The sequence below is a fragment of the Haoranjiania flava genome (genome assembly GCF_025631005.1).
Taxonomy (GTDB): domain Bacteria; phylum Bacteroidota; class Bacteroidia; order Chitinophagales; family Chitinophagaceae; genus Haoranjiania; species Haoranjiania flava.
Genome location: NZ_JAOTPL010000010.1, coordinates 62,402 through 81,741 on the forward strand (window position 1 = coordinate 62,402; position 19,340 = coordinate 81,741).

Consider the following 19,340-nt stretch of genomic DNA (forward strand, 5'->3'; position numbering starts at 1 on the left):
TAACCTGTAAAAGAAGAAAAAAAGCCGGGCAGAAAGCACTGAACAATCAGTCCTCAACTAATATGATTGCAAGCATGTTTTTTACTACATAATAAATTTAATTTTGCAGACGTTTTTTTGAGCAGCCAAAATGTTCCGGCGGCATGTATGAAAATTATTTACAGATAAGTTGTAAATAAAACATTGTTATGACAGTTATTGTCATTCATCATTGCCTCTGCATTGTATTTTCGTAAACTCTAAACATCTGCTGATGATCATTACTAATAAATGGGTAAAGCTTGCTTTGTTGAATATATTCCTGGTTTCGCTGATAGGCTTGCTGATGCGTTATAAGATTGTATTTCCTATGCCCGGCATAGAGCAAAAATACTTATTGCATGCACATTCTCACTTTGCTTTTGTAGGCTGGGTGTCTCATGTACTGTTTATGCTTATTGCAGCCAACCTGGGTAAATACCTCCCTCGGAAATTGCTCAGGAAATATGATTATATCATGGTGATAAATCTGATCAGCGCCTATGGCATGCTGGTTACTTTTTCCATACAGGGCTACGCATTTTTTTCCATTACATTCTCAACATTATCCATTTTTGTATTCTATCTTTTCAGCGTTTTTCTGCTGATGGATCTCAAAAAAATAAACGTTGAGTATCCTGCATCGAAATGGTATAAAGCCGCTGTATTTTTAGGGGTGCTGTCTACAGCCGGTACTTTTTACCTGGTAAAAATGATGGTGACCAAAAGCATCAACCAGGATCATTACCTGGGCGCTATTTATTTTTACCTGCACTTTCAGTACAATGGCTGGTTTTTGTTTGCAGCCTTTGGCATTATCAGCGAGTGGCTGCAAAACAAGCTGCTTGCCTGGAGGGAAGACAGGCGCATCTTCTGGTTGTTTTTCCTCAGCAGCATTCCCTGCTATTTCCTTTCTACATTATGGGCAAAACTGCCGCTATGGTTGTATGTGCTTGTAGTATTGGCCACCTTAGCACAGACTATAGGCTGGTTCTTATTTGCCAAGCAGATCATCGCGTTAAAAAATAATTTTGCACAAAAGATCAGCCGGCTGGCGCGCAATTTATTCGTGCTTGTTATTGTAGCTTTCACGCTAAAGATATTGCTGCAACTGGGTTCTGTGGTTCCTTTGCTGAGTAAGCTGGCCTTTGGCTTCCGCTCTATAGTAATAGCTTACCTGCACCTGATATTGCTTGGCGTGTTCACTATATTTTTTATCGCCTATTTCTTCAGTGAGAAAATGATACGCATCACCAAACTTTCTATAATGTCTGCAAGTGCATTTGTGGTTGGCATTATTTTAAATGAATTTGTATTGATGGTGCAGGGAGCTGCAGGCATCTCATTCAGATCGGTGCCTTATGCCAATGAAGCATTGTTTTACATTACAGTCGGCATGTTTGTAAGCCTGCTGCTTTTATTTATTTCGCAGTTTACCAGGAACAGTCATCATTCTTCCATGTAAACACGCCTAAGCTCCAGCATGTTCATCGGGTCGGAATAAAAGTTTTTAACCTTTGGTTGTATCAGCCGTATCACTTCGTCATAAAACAGCGGTACAATCGGCGCATCATTCATAATCATCTGATCCATTTTCCTGTAAAGATTGTAACGCAGGCTGTCATTGGTTTCCCGGATGGCCTCTTCGTAAAGCCGGTCATAAGCAGCGTTATTGTATCTTGTATAGTTGGGGGGTGCAGGGTTTTTGCTGTAGAAAACAGCCAGGTAATTTTCCGCATCGGGGTAATCTGCAATCCAACTGCCGCGGAAGAAAGCCGCCTGGGATTTAGCTGTCTGTTCCATGAGCACGCTTTTCTGTAATACTTCCAGTTGTAATTTTATGCCGATGTTTTCCAGTTCCCTTGCTACAAAAGAGCCGATATCTGCGTACATGGGTACGGATATCAGTTTTATCACCGGCAGATTCTTCCCTTTCGGAAAACCTGCCTCTTTCAGTAATTGCAGCGCTTTTGCAGGATCATAGTTGTATCCTTTTACAAATTCTGTATTTTCAGAGGGCAGGCCTCTTGGCACAAAACCCGCTTCGGCAGCCATTCCCAGCGAGTTTCTCAGGTAGAGCATAAATTTATTCCTGTCTATACCATAATTGATTGCCTGCCGTATTTTTTTTATTTTTAACGGCGAATTTTTTACCAGCGGGTTGCTTTCATCTACCAGTATGCCGTAGTATTCCACGTTCATAAAAGGCCCTTTCTTCAGCACAAATTTATCTTTCCATTCATCGCGCAGTTCTCCTTTTTTGGAGATTACTTCATCTTTAAACGCAGCATCCACATCATTGATGAAGCTGAGCTTATTTTGTCTTAATAATAAAAATTCTGTGGCTTTATTGGTGTTGTAGCTGATGGAAACCGCTTTCAGGTAGGGCAACCTTTTGCCTGAGGAATCGTACTCCCAGTAATTCGTGTTTTTCTCTAAAACCATGGCCTGGCCTTCGTCCCAGTACCTGAGCATAAACGGGCCCGTTCCGCAGGGATGTTTGCGAAAGTCCTTGCCGTATTTTTCTACTGCTTCTTTCGGAACTATAGAACAATATGGCATACTCAGGATACCAAGGATGGGATGGAAAGGCCTGGACAAATGGAGTTCAAAAATAGTATCGTTAACAGCCCTGAACCCGTCTTTATTTATTCTTTCATTGAATATCCATGCTCCCGGGCTTGCTGTGGCCGGGTCAATGATCCTGTTGAGGCTGTAGGCAACATCTGATGCAGTAAGTTTTCTGCCCCTGCCATTCGGGAAGGCATCGTTGTCATGAAAATAAATACTGTCTCGCAGGTAAAAAGTGTATACAAGCCTGTCGGGGCTTATGTTCCAGCGTTTGGCAATACCCGGCACAATGTTTAAATTTGAATCTATTTCTACAAGGGTATTATAGAGCTGGTGTACCGTCCACATTACAGACTGGCTCCTGGCAAATGCAGGATCCAGCGTTTGTACGCCGCTGGATTCATTGTAATAAAACACCTGGCTGTCATCGGTTGACTGGTTTTTACAACTTACAATCGAAAGCAGGAATACCAGAGATGTAAAAAGATACGTTATATTTTGGGTGCGGCACATACTCAAATATCTAAAAAAATGTACATTTAAAAAATGTTTTTGAAATTTTATTTAGGATGACAGGTAATGAATAGTTGTAAGGATGCTTTACATAAACCATGCATGATTATCCTGAACTACTCCCGGAAAAATCTCAGGGAGATATTAAAATAAATAAAAATACACATTAAACGATGGCTGATAAATTTTTCTCATCACGAAGGCTATTGCCGGAAATGTATATCGAAACATTTAAAATATTGAAAGATTTAAGTAGGAAAATATTCTTATTCTATATTTTTACTGCATTTGTAATTTCTTCGGAAGCACAATTTACAAATACTGCTTATGCGGATTCACGTGCAGATTCTTTGCGCGGAAGCATTACAAGAGAGCGGGCATGGTGGGATGTAATGCGCTACGATATTACGTTTCAGCCGGATTATAATAATAAATCCATCAAAGGAAAAACAGATATTATTTACAAAGTATTGGACGATGGAATAACTTTTATGCAGATAGACCTGCAGAAACCCATGCTTATTGACAGCATTATTTTAAACGGTTTTATCAAACTCAATGTAGCCAAACGCGATGAAAACCTTTTCTATGTAATAATGCCCAAACAGATCAAAAACAAGAAATATAAACTAACCGTGTATTTCGGTGGCAAACCCAAAGAAGCGGTGCGGCCGCCGTGGCAGGGTGGGTTTATCTGGGAAAAAGACAGCCTCGGCAGGCCCTGGATCTCTGTTGCCTGCCAGGGTTTAGGAGCATCTGCCTGGTTTCCATGCAAAGATCACCAAAGTGATAAGCCCGATGAAGGCGCTTCGCTAACAATGATTGTACCTGATACGCTTTCGGCAGTTGCCAACGGCAGGCTGGTTGAGAAAAAAACGTTGAACAATAATCTGGCAAGCTATAAATGGGAGGTGAAAAATCCTATTAATTCGTACAACATTATTCCTTCCATAGGAAAATACATTGCACAGAAACATGTGTACAGAGGTGAGAAAGGCAACCTGGATGTGACTTTATGGTCATTGGATTATAACGTGGCCAGAATGCGGTCGCACGCGCTTCCTGATGTAATGAGAACCCTGGCATCTTTCGAAAAATGGTTTGGTCCATATCCTTTTTATGAAGATGGCTACCAGCTTATAGAATCACCGCACCTCGGCATGGAACATCAGAGTGCTATTGCCTATGGAAACAATTATCTTAATGGCTACAGAGGAAATGACATATCCAATTCAAGCTCCGGGTTGAAGTTTGATTTTATTATTGTACATGAAAGCGGCCATGAGTGGTTTGGCAACAGCATTACTGCTTCGGATATTGCAGACATGTGGATACATGAAAGCTTTACCAACTACAGCGAGGTGTTGTTCGTAGAGGACCATTTTGGTGCGGCCGCTGCTGCCGAATATGTTTACGGCATCAGGGGAAACATTCTGAACGATAAACCAATCATAGGGCAGTATGGTATGAATAGAGCGGGTAGTGGAGATATGTATTATAAAGGCGCAAACATGGTGAACAATATAAGGCTGGGGATAAATAATGACGCTCGTTTCAGGGAATTATTGCGGTCACTAAACAAAGATTTTTATCATAAAGCAGTAAGCAACCGGCAGGTGCAGCAGTACATCAATAAATTTACCGGCATCAACTTCGACAAGACTTTTGAGCAATACCTTACGACTACCCAGATCCCGGTATTTGAATATTATTTTTCTCCTGATAAAAAGGAAGTCTTTTACAGGTATGGCAATTGCGTGAAAGATTTTGATATGCCGCTGGTATTAGCAAACGATTCGCAGTCCATTAGCCTGAAACCGCTTACTACATGGCAAACTTACAGGCTTAAAGGAGCAGCGGAAAAGAATTTTTTTGAAAACGATAGTATAGAAAAGCGTTACTATTTGACTGCAAAACAAGTTGAGGATTGATATAAACAAGGCAGAGATTTGTTAAATAATATTATAAGATTGTTATATAAATTTAGCAGGAAAGAAAACTTGCTAAATTCATTTACTTTTGTTGTGAAATGTATAGAATGAAATAGCCATAAGCAAAGTTGCATGCCAACCGCGGATGAATAAATGCTATTCCATGTGACAATTAAAAAAAAACAGCCGCAAAGCGGCGAACTCAAAAGTACATGAAATAGCCATAAGCAAAGTTGCATGCTATCCGCGAATGAATAAAGGCTATTCCATGCGACCATAAAGAAAAAATAAATAAATACACACATGAAATAACCATAAAGATTAGGAATCTATACCAACCGGGAATGAGTATAAATCTATAAAGCTGGTTATTCCATGTGGCAAACAGAAAAAATTAAATATACACACATGAAACGTGTTATAATTATTTGTGTGGGGATTGTAATGATTACTTTTTCTTCCTGCCGGAACCGTGAAGACGCACAAGCCGAAAAAGATACCATAGACACGGATGCTTTGCTGAAAGATACTATGAGCGCTGTTAACACAGATACCCTATTGAAAGATTCGGGGCAGTTAACGGTCAACAGGGAGAACTCGATCATCAGTTTTTCTAATGCTGTTTTAGAAACTTTGGAGCAGAAGAACTTTGATAAACTGGCTTCCTATGTAGATCCGGTTTTGGGTGTTGTTTTTGCGCCTTACTCCTTTATTGAAAATTCCAGGCAAAATCATTTTACCAAAGATGATGTTGTTAAATTCGGTAAGTCAAACACCAGGCGTATCTGGGGCTATGCTGATGGCAGTGGTGAACCTATTAATCTCTCGTTTAAGGAATACATTGATGAATACGTTTATGATGCTGATTTCCTGATGCTTACCAGCGTGGAAGCCAATAAATCTCTTTTTAGAAAATCGAATGGCGTAGACAACAGCCTGCAAAAGTTTCCGGGCAAGACATTCGTTGATTACTACAAAAAGCCCAAAGCAGGGGAGAGTGAATTCGACTGGAAAAATCTTCGCCTGATTTTTAATGAAAGAGAAGGGCATTACTACCTTATTGCCGTTGTACACAATGAGTGGCAGATATAAGCCAAAACCCTGATTGTTTATTCGCAGTGTTGCTATCGGATTATCTCACCGAATAATTGCTGATTACAGCCCGCGGGTATTCTGAAGTGACCTTTTTGTTGCCGCACATTTTAGTGTACGCTGCTTTACATACTGTTTGTACTTTACCATCGCGCTTTCTCCGGTTGCTTAGATCATGCAAACAGGGTGCAAACGCGGCTCAAAACTAAAGTTCATGCCTAAGCTGTTCCGCAATCCATATTTTTAAATATATTTGTCCACAAAATAATTTAAACTACTATGGCTAAACAGGTATTATTCATTGATAGGGACGGCACATTGATCTACGAAGTACCGGACGGTAAAATCAATGCTTTCGACAGGCTTACTTTTTATCCCGGCGCTTTGCAGTACATGGCTAAGATTGCTGCTGAATTAGATTATGCATTGGTGGTGATCAGCAACCAGGACGGGCTGGGCACCGAAGATTTTCCTGAAGGGCCATTCAATGAGGTAAATGATTTTATCATAAAAACTTTCAAAAACGAAGGTGTTGAATTTGAAGAAGTATTGTTTGACCGCACCTGGCAAAAAGATAATGAATATACCCGCAAGCCCAATCCCGGGCTGCTTTTGCATTACATGAACAATCCTGAAATAGACATGGAAAATTCATTCGTTATCGGCGACAGGATCACTGATGTAATGCTTGCTAAAAACCTCGGCTGTAAAGGCATCTGGATCAACAACGGCGATAATCTCGGCGCACATGAATTATCAGATACTGCAAAAGAGCTCAGAGATTGGATAGCGCTTGATACTACCTGCTGGAAGGAGATCTATGAATTTCTTTCATCAAAAAAAAAACAGTAGTTCATAACCGCAACACCAAAGAAACCCGGATACATGTTGAACTTACCCTGAATGGTAAAGGCAATGCCCATATCCATACCGGTTTGGGGTTCTTTGATCATATGTTGGAGCAAATTGCCCGCCATGGCAGTCTCGATCTCAGGATTGAAACAAATGGCGACCTGCATGTAGATGAACATCACACCATCGAAGATACGGGCATTGCTTTGGGAGAAGCATTTGTAGCTGCTTTAGGCGATAAACGCGGCATAGAGCGGTACGGCTTTGCTTTGCCCATGGATGACGCTGAGGCCAAGGTGCTCATTGACTTTGGCGGCAGGAACTGGATTGTATGGAATGCAGAGTTTAAGCGCGAAAAGGTAGGGGATATGCCTACGGAAATGTTTTTCCATTTTTTTAAATCGTTCAGCGATGCAGCACGCTGCAATTTAAATATTGAATGCAAAGGCGACAACGAGCACCATAAGATTGAAGCCATCTTTAAAGCCTTTGCAAAAGCTATTAAGATGGCAGTAAAAAGAGACCCCATGAGTGATGTGTTGCCAAGTACCAAAGGCGTTTTGTAAATAAATTGCTTATATTTGATGTAATGCAATCTACCTTTTATGCTGAATAAAGACTTACTACTTGATGCCGGCGCCTCTGTAAAAAGCTATAAACAGGGAGAATATATTTATAAAGAGGGTTCACGATGCATGTTTTTCAACCAGTTGATGCATGGCACAGTGCACATTATCAATGAAACTGACGAGGGTAAAGAGTTTTTGCATGAAATAGTTTTTCCTGAAAATTGTTTTGGAGAATTACCCTTGTTTGATGATGCTCCCTATCCCATGACAGCTGTTGCGGGGCAGGGCTGCGAAGTGCTGCAGTTAAGCCGCGATAAATTCCGCAAATTATTAACAGATAAACCTGAGATCAACACATACTTTACTGCTCATTTTGTAAAGAAGATCCGGTTTGAAGTTTCCAGGCTCAAAGAAATTTCTACCACTGACCCCAAGCATAGGATATCATCACTCATCAACTACCTGAAAGACCATGAAGTGTGCATGAATAGAGAGGTTGAAGGCGTTATTTGCAGAAACTGCAGTAAACTGAAACTTACACGCCAGCAGATCGCTTGCATGACAGGGTTGCGTGTAGAAACCGTGATCCGCGCACTGAAAAAAATGGAAGAATCAGGCGAAGTAAAAATCATTAAAGGTAAAGTATACACAGATACGGAATTGCCCTTAGGGCGCTGTACGAAGCCGGAATAGCTTACAGGTCTTTCCTTCTGAATTTTCTAAGAGAAAAAATCAACGGCACAATTATCCACAACAGCAATATGGAAAATGATACCAGCATTCCCCATTGTGTGCCGAAAAAGTTTTTGAATATAGCCCCTGTATAACCCATCAGCGCAGAAACATCCATTTTCAACAATATCAAAATGCGGCTAAGGTCAATCGGGTTTAGTGCAGACAGCACGATCATTACGTTTTCCAGCGGATAATCTTCAAACTGGAACAGCAGCATCAGCACCAGGCTGTCGAACAGGAGGGAGAAATACAGCCACAACATGATGGAAATGCCTATGCCTTTTGCTTTGTCTCTGGTGTAAACCGTAGCCAGCATGGCAATTGATACAAATATTACTGAAAGGAAAAAACCGGTAGCCAACAGCATCATGCCCACAGCATTAAAGTTGAACAACAAGACAGGTATGCCAATGCCGATTAAAAAAGCCAGGGCAAGTGAAGCAGCCAACCCGACAAAGGTGCCCAACCAGATGGTTTTTCGCTTCAAAGGCTGCCCCAGCAACAGTTCCATAAACTCTGAACTGTTGTAGACATATATTGTAGAGAAAATAATGCTCACCAGCGGCACAATGATCAGTACTATATTCAGCAGGCTGAGCATAGCTTTGGTACTGCTGCTTTCCAGGCTGAGGATACCGAAGGATATTGCCAGCAAAAGTACGGTGTAAGCAATAATTATTTTGTTTCGTATGATATCAGTAAGAACGTATTTAATTATTTTTCGCATCAGCAGTAGTTGTAAATATTTTGGTAATTGCTTTGGCCAACTTTTCTTCCCCAGACTGCTCGCGCAATTGTTCTACCGGCTGGTAAATCATAAGTTCGCCTTCATTCATGTAGAGCAAGTGAGAAACCACATCGTCAAGTTCACTCAAAATATGCGAGGAAATGATGATAAGCTTGTTATTGTTTTTTTCTTTGATGATCTTTTCTTTCAGTATTTCAGAGGAGATGGGATCCAGGCCTGCGGTTGGCTCATCCAGTATCAGTACGTCGGGGTTAAAAAGAAAAGCAATACAGGCGCTTACCTTCTGGCGTGTGCCGCCCGAAAGCGTGCGCATGCGTTTGTGATAAAGGCTTTTTAAATTGTATTTCTCTATCAGTTCTTCATCAAAGTCTTTCGCTTCGTCCCTTACATCCCTCATCATTTTTATTACCTGTCCGATAGTCATGTTTTCAGGATAGCGGCCTATCTGCGGCATGTAGCCTATGTTGCGGCGATATAAATAATCGTTTGCTATATTTTTTTCATCAAAAAAAATAGCTCCTTTATCGGGCAGCACCATGCCGAGAATACATTTTATTAATGTAGTTTTTCCGCTTCCGTTGGGCCCTATGAGCGCTATGCTCTGACCTTTATCCATTGACAGCGAAACATTATTCAGTGCAGTAAGCTTGCCGAAATTTTTATGTATATTTTTTATTTCAATCATAAGAGTTGCAAAGGTTTCATGCGTGGTTCATCGTCTTTTAAGTTTTCAGGAGTCAGCCCCGGTATTACTTTCTCGGTCTTATCCATCAGTGTGGTAATAAAACTCCTGAAAAGCATCATCACGGTCGGGTTTCGTTCCACGATCATACTGAACATACTTACCGGCCTGTACGGGACATCACCCGTACCATCCCTGTCCAAATCGTAGCCTTCATACTTATCCCAATAATTGTTGCTAAAACGGTTCAACATCAGCGTACCGTTTGTAGCCACATCAAAAGAGTTGCCGGTAAAATTATTTTCCAGTATATCCAGGTCCATACAGCTGGATTGTATCCTGAATGCCCAACCATTGTTTTTGAAGCTGCTGTGTTGTATCTTCAGCCTGCTTGACCCTTCTGCTACTACCGCTGTTGTATTTTTTTCAAAGTAATTGTGTTCAATTCTTCCATCTGAAATTTCTTTGAGATATAAGCCGTAAGCCGCGTCGCCCCAGCTTTCCAGGAAAAAGTTGTAAATCATGTTCACCTGCCTGGAATACATCACGGCCACACCGGCGCCGTTGCCTTTAAAATAGTTCTGGATGTAATCATCCTGGTGGGAAAACATAAAATGTAACCCGTAACGTATGTTGTTGGTAGAAATGTTACGCGCAATAATTGAGTTGGTAACGAACTCAAAATAAATACCGTCTCTGTGGCGGTCTATCTTATTGTCCAGGATCACAAGGCTGTCGCTCTTCCAGCAATGAATGCCATTGCCGCTGGAGCTTTCACTTCTGGCATTTGAAGATATTGTATTCTTTTCAACGCGGCAGTTGGTGCTGGCTTTGAGAAATATCCCAAAAAAATTATTTTCAAGGATATTGTTCCTCACGGTTACATTCTTTACCGTAGATAATAATATAGCTGCATAGTCTTCAATAGATGATGTGCCTGAGTTGATGAGCCTGAACCCTTCAACCACAGTGCCGTCTGCAGTAACTGTGATGATCTCTGTTTTATTTTCACCGTCTATCACCGGGTGGTCAATGCCTATAAGATACACCCGCTTGTGCAGGTAAATACTTTTTTCCTTGTAGAGGCCGGGGGACACCAGAATGGTATCGCCATCATCTGCCAAGGCAGTTGCTTCGGTGATTGTTTGTACGGTTTGTGTTTTCCCTACACGGATAGTTTTGGCAGTAACAACATTTAAGGAAATAACAATCCATAATGCTGCAATTAATATTCTCATCTATTTATAATCTCTTCCCAAGTTACTACATCTCCAGGATATTTGCCCATTTGGGTTTGTAAAGTTTCCATATTTTTAAATGCAGCTATAGCTCCGTTCATGGGAGTTCTAAGTTCTGCGCTTCTAAGAAAAAACGCATTTTTTACATTAAGCATTTCTTCCGTAATAAAATCTGCAACATAAACTTCTCCAATGTCCTGCTTTTTTACGATCCCCGATTTTATAAAAGCTGTAGTACAATGCAGGTCGTCAAAGGCATACATTTTACCTTTGCTGTTAATGAGCTGGGAAGCGTAGTTCATTTCTGCTATCGGCATTTTACAAAAAGCGCAGGGCGTACCGGATGGTATCTGTTGCGGCTCAGTGCTTACCGAACAGCTTTGTAGTAAAAACAGGCTAATCGCAACGACTAAACAGTGGAAGTAACTTTTCTTTTTCTTAGTAAAAATAAACATAATATTAAAATAAGCCCCGCCGCAACTATCAACCAGCCACCAATATGCGGAAAGGAGAATGCATTAAAGTTTAGCAATTGTTTGTACCCGATCAATGGCGGCTGGTATGCCATGCCGGGAACCTGTATGGCAGCGTGTGGATCCAGGTTGTGCCCATAGTCGTATTCCCATCTCCAGAAATCGTACATAGATACCACTCCGAAGATGATGAAGAATATAAGTAACCACACAACATGTTTTTTCCTGCCGAAAAAGGCAACCAGAAGGTAGAGTACAGCAATAAAAATGAGCAGGTAAGGAAGCACTTTAAATTCTATAAAGTCTTCCTGGTGTATCTCGCGCATACCAATGTAGTGATTCAATCCATTGATAATTTCATAATCTCCGCCTATTTTATTGGGATAGATCAGCATTCTCAATCCCTCCGGGTATTGAGGGGCATCTAAATCTATAAACCACATAGGTACAAACAGTGTTGCTATCATGAAACAGGCGCCTAATACCAGTAAGATTTTAACAGGGGTGCTTAAGTTTTTCATTATTCAGTTTATTTATTTTCCGGAGGCAGCAGTACATTGTCAATCACATGTATCACGCCATTAGACGCAGGCACTGTTGCTATGATCTTTGCATTGTTGTTGAGGGTGATTACAGAATCCTGTATATTTACGGTAATATTCTTCCCGTTAACCATATTCAGCGTCTGGCCGTTCTGCAGCAGGTTCCTGTTCATTACACCAACATAGGCATGATATTCCAGTATGTCTCTCAATGTAGCTTTTTTATCTTCTTTCATCAGGCCGTCAACAGTGCCTTTAGGAAGCTTATCAAAGGCGGCATTGTTGGGTGCAAAAATAGTGAAAGGCCCGGCATTGGAAAGGGTAGTCACCAGCCCTGCCTGCTTTACCGCTGCAGACAAGGTGCTGAAATCTTTGTTTTCAGAAGCGATTTTTACCACGTCTTTTTGCGACACATCATCCTTTACATTTTCCTGGCCCCCCGCTTCTGATTGGGTGGCAGAAGACGGCAATGCTGAATTGTTGTTTGTGTCTTCCGGTGAATTATTGCAGCCTGAAATTATAAACAAACAAAATGAAAAGGCTGTAATACAATAGCTTAAATGTTTCATGTGTTAATATTTAATTTTTCTGTTTGCCACACGGAATAACCAAAACCTTCATTCTTTATTATCATTCCCGGTTGGTATAGATTCTTAATCTTTATGGTTATTTCATGTGTGTTTTATTTATTTGTTTGTCAATTGCCACATGAATAACCATCCTTTTAGATTCAATACTCATTTCGGTTAGTATAGATGCCTGATCTTATGGTTATTTTATGTGTGTATTTTTTATTTTTCTTTATGGTCACACGGAATAGCCTTTATTCATTCACGGTTGGTATGCAACTTTGCTTATGGCTATTTATATGAATGTTTTTGAGAGAATAAAAAAATAGCAATACCGGGCATTACACCGGTACTGCTTTATCATGACCTATTTCTTAACTGTATCTTTATTGCCTGCTTTGGCAGCGTTGGAGTTGCCTGCGGCAGGTGCTTGCGGCTGATTTGTGCCTACGCTGTAAGTCAGCGGTACATTGCTTCCCGGAGGAGACACTCTTAAGTAGCCCTGCATTTCCTGGTGCAGTGCACTACAGAAGTCTGTACAATAGAATGGTACTATGCCCACGCGGTCTGCTGTCCATTTATAAGTGATGGTTTCACCCGGCATGATCAGTATTTCACCGTTAAGCGCGCCTTTTACGGCAAAGCCATGCGGTACATCCCAGTCCTGTTCAAGGTTGGTTACATGGAACAATACTTCATCGCCTACACGTATGCCTTCGATATTGTCGGGTGCAAAGTGAGAGCGTATGCATGTCATGTATACATGTACCGTCTTGCCCTCTCTCACAACCTTGGCATTAGGTTCTCCCTTGGTTACGTAAGGATGCATGTTTTCGTTGATGTTGTAAAATTTCAACGAGTTTTTCATGATCAGTTCAGCAGGTGCGGCCTGTGCATAGTGTGGTTCACCGATGGTAGGGAAATCGAGCAATAGCTGCATTTTATCTCCGCTGATATCGTATAGCTGTGCACTTTGTGTAAGTTCAGGCCCTGTTGGCAGGAAGCGGTCTTTGGTGATTTTGTTGTAAGCAATTACATATTTACCATAAGGCTTACGTGAGTCGCCCCCGGGAACCATGAGGTGGCCAACGGAATAGTAAGTAGGCACACGGTCCACTATGGAAAGGTCTTTCAGGTTCCATCTTACCAGCTCTGATGATACAAAGAAAGAAGTGATGGCGCGGCCATTACCGTCAAACTCCGTGTGCAAAGGTCCTAAGCCGGGTTTTTGTACTTCGCCATGTAAAGCTGCTTCATATTTTACGATAGGAATGCCCTCGAAATCGCCATCATAATTTTTTTCATTAATGGCTTTCATCAGTTTATCAAAACTGAATACAGGGATTACCGTAGCCAGTTTACCGCTGCCCACAATATATTCTCCTGTAGGGTCTACATCACATCCGTGAGGAGATTTGGGGCATGGAATAAGGTAGCATATATCTTTCAGGTCTTCAGTACTTAATACAGTAACTTCTGTTTTCAGTTCAGACTTAGCTGTATGTGTTTTTTCATCAAATTTGTTGTGCCTGTATTTTACAGGTACTTTTTTGCCTTTCCCGGCTTTCAGGTACTCTTCAGCTTTCTTCCAGTTTACGGCCATGATAAAGTCCTTATCTTTCTGTGAAGCATTTACTTCCAGCAATGTATTGGCCTGCTCTGAATTGTAGCACGAGAAGAAGAACCAGCCGTGGGATTTTGCTTTACCCGCGTGGCTCAGATCCCAGTTGAAGCCGGGCGTTTCCAGTTGGAAGGCAATATCCATGTTGCCGTTGTCTTTGTTTACACTTACAAAGCTTATGTAGCCTTTAAAATTTTGCTTGTAGGTGTTGATAGGTACATCACCATTTGCGTTATCCGGAGGCACGCTAAACCTGGTGCCTGCAACAACATACTCTGTATTTTCAGTAATGAAAGGAGAGGAGTGGTTACCAGCGCTGTTGGGCAATTCAATGATCTCGGTAGTTTTAAATGTCCTGAGGTCTACACGGGCAATGCGCGGTGTATTGTTGGCGTTGGCAAAGATCCAGCGTCCGTCAATTTCGCCGTTGGTTTGAGACAGTTCCAGGTGGTGCTGGTCGTCCCAGGGAACGAAGCCATAAGAGGTTTCGAGCATAGGTTTTGTTTCTTCACTGTAGCCCCAGCCTTTTTCCGGGTCTACGGAAAATATGGGTACTACTTTCAAAAGCCTTCCGCTTGGTATGCCGTACACAGACATTTGCCCGCTGAATCCTCCCGATACGAAGTTGTACAATTCGTCATACTTGCCTGGTGGTACATATGTTCTGGATGCGGCATCTGCTGAAACAGCATTTCCCGCGTTTTTAGGCTTACAGCTTTCGATCGAGGTAAGGGCGCACAGAGCTAACCCTGAAAACAAGATAGTTTTAAGATGTTTCATAAAACTTTGATTATTATTAAGATAAAGTAATCTATTTTACACCGTCATTTTTACGCATAAACTCATAGACTCCTTTTGCTTCTTCATCTGTGAGGTTTTGGTTAGGCATTCTTACCAGGCATACTTCCAGTTGCGCCTGCGCTTCCGGGTCTATATTCAGCATTTCGTCTGTGTTGGTAATGAAATTCAATATCCATGCACCTTGCCGGCGTTGCGTAACTCCTTTCCATCCCGGGCCAACCAGCTTTTCATCGGTAAGCTTATGGCAGCTTGCACATTTCATAGTGTATACCTGTTCACCACTCGTTGCGAGCGCCGCATCCAGGTTTGCCGGAGGAGTAAAATCTTTAAATTTACCTGCACCTTTTGCAGTGTCGTAATCTGATGAACCGGAATTTACCATGCTTGTAGCAGCTTCGTCGGTCCCGGCTTTTTGTTCTGTATTATCACCGCCACATGCATAGGCGGCCACTAAAATTGATAAAATAACAGGGATTTTTTTCATAATTCTTTTTTAAGTTAGTTTTTGATCTGAATTAAGTTAATGTTGACCAAAATTAGAGATTATGAAAGCAAAACTTTATGCGTTGAATCATAAAAGACGAATTTATCCTTTATTTCAATATGATTTTTATCATGTTTTTTAATTAGTAACCAGACAGCGCTATTTAATAGCCATATTTTTCTTTCCAGAGCTTACGAAGATGTTTACGGGCTTCGTCTTCCCTAGCATTATTTCCCGGTTCGTAAAATTTAGTTCCCGCTATAGATTCAGGCAGGAATTCCAGGTTTACAAAGTTATTTTCAAAACTATGGGCATATTTATAGCCTTTATGGTAGCCCATATCTTTCATTAATTTGGTAGGAGCGTTACGGATGTGGAGGGGAACTGGCAGGTCGCCCGTCTTTTGTACAAATGCCAAAGCCATGTTGATGGCTTCATAGCTGGCGTTGCTTTTAACGGAAGTTGCCAGGTACACAGCGCATTGAGAGAGTATAATGCGGGCTTCGGGGTGGCCGATTTTATTGACGGCATCAAATGCAGCGTTTGCCAACAGTAAAGCATTGGGATTGGCGTTGCCGATATCTTCACTGGCAAAGATCACCATGCGCCGTGCAATGAATTTTACATCTTCACCGCCTTCAATCATACGGGCAAGATAATATACCGCTGCATTCGGATCTGAGCCACGCATGCTTTTGATAAATGCTGAAATAATGTCGTAATGCTGTTCGCCGCTTTTATCGTACAAAGCGATCTTCTTCTGTGCTACCTGCATCACGATCTTATTGGTAATGGTTATTGCTTTATCTGCAGCAAAAGAGTTTATAACCAGTTCAAAGAGGTTCAGCAGTTTCCGGGCGTCGCCACCTGAAAGATTAATAAGCGCTTCATCTTCTTTAATGTTGATTTTCTTTTGGGAAATGAGCGCATCTTCCTTCATTACCCTGTGGAGCAATTCAAGCAGGTCGTTCTTTTCCAGCGCTTTTAATACGAATACCTGGCTGCGGCTCAGCAATGCTGAATTTACTTCAAAGGACGGGTTTTCAGTAGTAGCCCCGATCAGTGTGATGACGCCTTTTTCAACTGCACCCAATAATGCATCTTGCTGGCTTTTATTGAACCGGTGAATCTCATCTATGAATAATATGGCAGAAGTTTGTTTTTTCGCGGTTTCAATTACCTCGCGCACATCTTTTACGCCACTGCTGATAGCGCTTAGCTGGTAAAACGGTAGCTCCAAAGTATTGGCTATAATATTGGCAATGGTGGTTTTGCCCACGCCGGGCGGTCCCCACAGGATCATAGACGGGATTTTGCCATTTTCAATTGCTGTACGCAGAATGCTGCCATCTCCTGTAAGATGCTTTTGTCCTACAAGTTCTTCCAGTGTATGCGGGCGCATGCGTTCTGCCAGTGGTACAGCCATAGATCTTCTATGTTTAATTCAGTTAAAAGTAAGCAATTATGAGGAAAAATAGATTGTGAAATAGCCGTTGGGCCGGCTGATTTAATTTTTGCCGGGTTTCTCCTGCATAAAATATTCAAGTCTGCCTCCGTTGGCTAAATCCGCATGTTTAATAAACGGGGTCTGAAGCTTTTTGCCGTTCAGCAACACTTTGGCAACATACACGTTTTGTTCTGACTGGTTGTGTGCAATGATCTTTAAACTTTTTCCATGTTCTAATTTTATGTGGGCAGATTTTATCAGCGGGCTTCCCAAAGCATACTGATCACTTCCCGGAGCAACAGGGTAGAAGCCAAACGCTGAAAACAAATACCAGGCGCTCATTTGCCCGCAATCGTCATTACCTCCAAGGCCATCCGGACCGTTATTGTATTGCGACTTAATGATCATTCGCACTTTTTCCTGTGTCTTCCAAGGTTGGTTTGTAAAGTTATAGAGATATGCTACATGGTGCGCAGGCTCATTACCATGATTGTAATTGCCAATTAACCCTTCCCTGGAAATATCCTCGGTGTTTGCAAAATATTTATCATCGAGATGCATGGTGAAGAGCTGATCAAGCTTTTCTACGAACTTGTTGTTGCCGCCCATAAGCTTAATCAACTCTGACGGCGCATGAGGTACGAAAAATGAAAAATTCCAGGAGTTGCCTTCAATAAAGCCTTCTCCATGTGTTTGCAACGGATCGAACTGCTGCCTGAACCGGCCATTTGCCGATTTAGGGCGCATAAAACCGATAGACGTATCAAATACGTTTTTATAGCTTTCAGAACGCTTGATAAATTCATTGTACACTTTCGTATTGCCTATTTTTTTAGCCATTTGCGCTATACACCAATCGTCGTAAGCATATTCAAGTGTGGTAGATACAGACGTGCCGCTGTTCTCATCAGGTATGTAGCCATATTTTTTATAATTGGCTATGTTATCGTAATAACGGTTATTGGCTGTGGCCACACAAGCTTCCAATGCACGTTTTGCATCAAATGTATTCATACCTTTTACTACAGCATCTGACAATACCGATACAGAATGATAGCCGGTCATACACCAGTTTTCATTGGCATAGTGCGACCATACAGGCAGCATTTTATGTACACTCTGATCATAGTGCGCCAGCATGGACTTGATCATGTCATTTGCCCTGGACGGCTGTAGTATAGTGAGCAAAGGATGCAGCGCTCTGTATGTATCCCATAAAGAGAAGGTGGTATAATTATTAAAATCTTTTGCTTCATGTATGTTCTGATCAAGGCCCATGTACTTTCCATCTACATCCTGGTAAATTGTGGGATTGATAAATGCATGGTATACGGCGGTGTAGAAATTTATTTTGTCCTCTTCACTCAACATCTCTACAGTAATCTTTTCCAGTTCTTTCTGCCATTTTCGCTGACCTTCATTTTTTATTTTGTTAAAATTCCAGCCGGGGGCTTCTTTTTCCAGGTTTCTCATAGCGCCTTCTGTGCTCACTGGCGATAAGGCAAATTTTACTACTATTTTTTCATTGCTTTCTGTATCAAAATCAAAAAAAGCACGAATCTCATGGCCGGCCATTTCAGGGAAGTTGTTGTAGATATCAAACCTGCGCCAGAACCCTGTGTAGGTTTCATTGCGGGCATAACTTTTATATCCGTAATTTTTAAACGGTTTTGAAAACCGGGCAGCAAAAAATACTTTCCTGTTTTTTGCCCAGCCGTTTGTCTGGCGATAACCGGTAATGGTGTGGTCGTTTTCTACACGAATGTATGTCCAGACATTCTTGCCATCGTAATTGTAAATATTATACATCATATCCAGTATGATGTGTGCCTCCTCAGATTTTGGAAAAGTATACTGATGCACGCCCACACGTTCAGTAGTGGTGAGCTCTGCTGTAATATTGTGGTCATCTAATTTTACTTTGTAGTAGTTTGCTTCTGCAACTTCATTGCTATGAGAAAATGCAGAGCGGTAACCACTGCACGGGTTGTCAGCAGTTCCGGGATTAAGCTGCAGCTTACCTGCTGTGGGCATTACTAAAAAATCTCCGAGGTCAGCGTGTCCTGTGCCGTTGAAATGAGTGTGCGCAAAACCTACAATTGTCTTGTCTTCATATTTATAGCCTGCACAATATTCATAAACTCTTTTGTTGTATTCGCCGTTTACCTGCATAGGCACTGTATCTGTTTCAGGGCTTAGCTGCACACTGCCAAAGGGAACGGTCGGGCCGGGATATGTATGCCCCATGCGTTCGGTCCCTATCAGCGGGTTGATGTATTTAATCAGGCTGTTGTTTTTTTGTTGTGCCATTGTGAATGTATATGGTAAGCAGATAGCAATGAAAAATATCTTCTTCATAATTATTTTATTAGAAGTATTAAAAGTATGAAAATTTTCCAAAATTGTTTACTATCGGATAATTTAAAATTTATACTATCCGATAATAAGAAAAAA

Annotated in this window: 17 protein-coding genes; 6 read left to right on the plus strand and 11 right to left on the minus strand. The window is 41.4% G+C overall.

Features of this window, described 5'->3' with window-relative positions; all coding sequences use genetic code 11:
- The first annotated feature begins 253 nt into the window (after nucleotides 1-253).
- Nucleotides 254-1,483, plus strand: a complete 1,230-nt coding sequence (locus OD355_RS08370; protein WP_263038013.1) for a hypothetical protein — start codon at nucleotides 254-256, stop codon at nucleotides 1,481-1,483.
- On the opposite strand, the gene OD355_RS08375 is transcribed toward OD355_RS08370, so the two are convergent.
- On the minus strand, nucleotides 1,468-3,102 hold the full coding sequence (locus tag OD355_RS08375; RefSeq protein WP_263038014.1) for an ABC transporter substrate-binding protein: 1,635 nt from the start codon (nucleotides 3,100-3,102) through the stop codon (nucleotides 1,468-1,470). The two genes, OD355_RS08370 and OD355_RS08375, sit on opposite strands and share 16 nt — an antisense overlap.
- Before the next feature lie 173 nt (nucleotides 3,103-3,275).
- Between OD355_RS08375 and OD355_RS08380 the strand changes: the two genes are divergently transcribed.
- From OD355_RS08380 to OD355_RS08400, 5 genes are all read left to right on the plus strand, one after another.
- Nucleotides 3,276-5,033: a M1 family metallopeptidase gene (locus OD355_RS08380; protein ID WP_263038015.1), complete on the plus strand. Its 1,758-nt coding sequence runs from the start codon at nucleotides 3,276-3,278 to the stop codon at nucleotides 5,031-5,033.
- A gap of 408 nt (nucleotides 5,034-5,441) precedes the next feature.
- Complete coding sequence (locus OD355_RS08385) at nucleotides 5,442-6,125, plus strand: hypothetical protein (protein ID WP_263038016.1); 684 nt, start codon at nucleotides 5,442-5,444, stop codon at nucleotides 6,123-6,125.
- Nucleotides 6,126-6,404: 279 nt separating this feature from the next.
- Nucleotides 6,405-6,977 carry a histidinol-phosphatase gene (gene hisB / locus OD355_RS08390; RefSeq protein WP_263038017.1) on the plus strand — a complete coding sequence of 191 codons (573 nt, stop codon included), beginning with the start codon at nucleotides 6,405-6,407 and terminating at the stop codon, nucleotides 6,975-6,977.
- Nucleotides 6,978-7,024: 47 nt separating this feature from the next.
- Entirely contained in the window at nucleotides 7,025-7,543 is a 519-nt protein-coding gene (gene hisB, locus OD355_RS08395; protein WP_263038064.1) for an imidazoleglycerol-phosphate dehydratase HisB, read from the plus strand.
- Nucleotides 7,544-7,582: 39 nt separating this feature from the next.
- Entirely contained in the window at nucleotides 7,583-8,239 is a 657-nt protein-coding gene (locus OD355_RS08400; RefSeq protein ID WP_263038018.1) for a Crp/Fnr family transcriptional regulator, read from the plus strand.
- Nucleotide 8,240: 1 nt separating this feature from the next.
- On the opposite strand, the gene OD355_RS08405 is transcribed toward OD355_RS08400, so the two are convergent.
- The 10 genes from OD355_RS08405 to OD355_RS08450 form a co-directional block, all read right to left on the minus strand.
- A complete protein-coding gene (locus OD355_RS08405; RefSeq protein ID WP_263038019.1) occupies nucleotides 8,241-9,008 on the minus strand; it encodes an ABC transporter permease in 768 nt (255 codons plus the stop codon).
- A complete protein-coding gene (locus OD355_RS08410) occupies nucleotides 8,992-9,714 on the minus strand; it encodes an ABC transporter ATP-binding protein (protein WP_263038020.1) in 723 nt (240 codons plus the stop codon). The genes OD355_RS08405 and OD355_RS08410 overlap by 17 nt, the downstream gene beginning before the upstream one ends.
- Nucleotides 9,711-10,949: a nitrous oxide reductase family maturation protein NosD gene (gene nosD, locus OD355_RS08415; RefSeq protein WP_263038021.1), complete on the minus strand. Its 1,239-nt coding sequence runs from the start codon at nucleotides 10,947-10,949 to the stop codon at nucleotides 9,711-9,713. Before nosD ends, OD355_RS08410 begins: the two co-directional genes overlap by 4 nt.
- Nucleotides 10,946-11,404 carry a nitrous oxide reductase accessory protein NosL gene (locus tag OD355_RS08420; RefSeq protein ID WP_263038022.1) on the minus strand — a complete coding sequence of 153 codons (459 nt, stop codon included), beginning with the start codon at nucleotides 11,402-11,404 and terminating at the stop codon, nucleotides 10,946-10,948. Before OD355_RS08420 ends, nosD begins: the two co-directional genes overlap by 4 nt.
- Nucleotides 11,359-11,943: a hypothetical protein gene (locus tag OD355_RS08425; protein ID WP_263038023.1), complete on the minus strand. Its 585-nt coding sequence runs from the start codon at nucleotides 11,941-11,943 to the stop codon at nucleotides 11,359-11,361. The genes OD355_RS08420 and OD355_RS08425 overlap by 46 nt, the downstream gene beginning before the upstream one ends.
- An 8-nt stretch (nucleotides 11,944-11,951) precedes the next feature.
- Nucleotides 11,952-12,533: a fasciclin domain-containing protein gene (locus tag OD355_RS08430; RefSeq protein ID WP_263038024.1), complete on the minus strand. Its 582-nt coding sequence runs from the start codon at nucleotides 12,531-12,533 to the stop codon at nucleotides 11,952-11,954.
- Nucleotides 12,534-12,900: 367 nt separating this feature from the next.
- Nucleotides 12,901-14,934: a Sec-dependent nitrous-oxide reductase gene (gene nosZ / locus OD355_RS08435; RefSeq protein WP_263038025.1), complete on the minus strand. Its 2,034-nt coding sequence runs from the start codon at nucleotides 14,932-14,934 to the stop codon at nucleotides 12,901-12,903.
- Nucleotides 14,935-14,965: 31 nt separating this feature from the next.
- Complete coding sequence (locus OD355_RS08440) at nucleotides 14,966-15,439, minus strand: cytochrome c (protein WP_263038026.1); 474 nt, start codon at nucleotides 15,437-15,439, stop codon at nucleotides 14,966-14,968.
- A 163-nt stretch (nucleotides 15,440-15,602) separates the two neighbouring features.
- Nucleotides 15,603-16,865: a replication-associated recombination protein A gene (locus tag OD355_RS08445; RefSeq protein ID WP_263038027.1), complete on the minus strand. Its 1,263-nt coding sequence runs from the start codon at nucleotides 16,863-16,865 to the stop codon at nucleotides 15,603-15,605.
- An 81-nt stretch (nucleotides 16,866-16,946) separates the two neighbouring features.
- Nucleotides 16,947-19,244 carry a GH92 family glycosyl hydrolase gene (locus OD355_RS08450; protein ID WP_263038028.1) on the minus strand — a complete coding sequence of 766 codons (2,298 nt, stop codon included), beginning with the start codon at nucleotides 19,242-19,244 and terminating at the stop codon, nucleotides 16,947-16,949.
- Nucleotides 19,245-19,340: the final 96 nt, after the last annotated feature.

Excerpts from the sequence above, each read along its gene's own strand:
- OD355_RS08440 (WP_263038026.1), bottom strand. The coding sequence starts at position 15,439 with ATGAAAAAAATCCCTGTTATTTTATCAATTTTAGTGGCCGCCTATGCA.
- OD355_RS08400 (WP_263038018.1), top strand. The coding sequence starts at position 7,583 with ATGCTGAATAAAGACTTACTACTTGATGCCGGCGCCTCTGTAAAAAGC.
- nosZ (WP_263038025.1), bottom strand. The coding sequence starts at position 14,934 with ATGAAACATCTTAAAACTATCTTGTTTTCAGGGTTAGCTCTGTGCGCC.
- hisB (WP_263038017.1), top strand. The coding sequence starts at position 6,405 with ATGGCTAAACAGGTATTATTCATTGATAGGGACGGCACATTGATCTAC.
- OD355_RS08410 (WP_263038020.1), bottom strand. The coding sequence starts at position 9,714 with ATGATTGAAATAAAAAATATACATAAAAATTTCGGCAAGCTTACTGCA.
- nosD (WP_263038021.1), bottom strand. The coding sequence starts at position 10,949 with ATGAGAATATTAATTGCAGCATTATGGATTGTTATTTCCTTAAATGTT.
- OD355_RS08445 (WP_263038027.1), bottom strand. The coding sequence starts at position 16,865 with ATGGCTGTACCACTGGCAGAACGCATGCGCCCGCATACACTGGAAGAA.
- OD355_RS08420 (WP_263038022.1), bottom strand. The coding sequence starts at position 11,404 with ATGTTTATTTTTACTAAGAAAAAGAAAAGTTACTTCCACTGTTTAGTC.
- OD355_RS08430 (WP_263038024.1), bottom strand. The coding sequence starts at position 12,533 with ATGAAACATTTAAGCTATTGTATTACAGCCTTTTCATTTTGTTTGTTT.
- OD355_RS08425 (WP_263038023.1), bottom strand. The coding sequence starts at position 11,943 with ATGAAAAACTTAAGCACCCCTGTTAAAATCTTACTGGTATTAGGCGCC.
- OD355_RS08375 (WP_263038014.1), bottom strand. The coding sequence starts at position 3,102 with ATGTGCCGCACCCAAAATATAACGTATCTTTTTACATCTCTGGTATTC.
- OD355_RS08380 (WP_263038015.1), top strand. The coding sequence starts at position 3,276 with ATGGCTGATAAATTTTTCTCATCACGAAGGCTATTGCCGGAAATGTAT.
- OD355_RS08370 (WP_263038013.1), top strand. The coding sequence starts at position 254 with ATGATCATTACTAATAAATGGGTAAAGCTTGCTTTGTTGAATATATTC.
- OD355_RS08450 (WP_263038028.1), bottom strand. The coding sequence starts at position 19,244 with ATGAAGAAGATATTTTTCATTGCTATCTGCTTACCATATACATTCACA.
- OD355_RS08385 (WP_263038016.1), top strand. The coding sequence starts at position 5,442 with ATGAAACGTGTTATAATTATTTGTGTGGGGATTGTAATGATTACTTTT.
- OD355_RS08405 (WP_263038019.1), bottom strand. The coding sequence starts at position 9,008 with ATGCGAAAAATAATTAAATACGTTCTTACTGATATCATACGAAACAAA.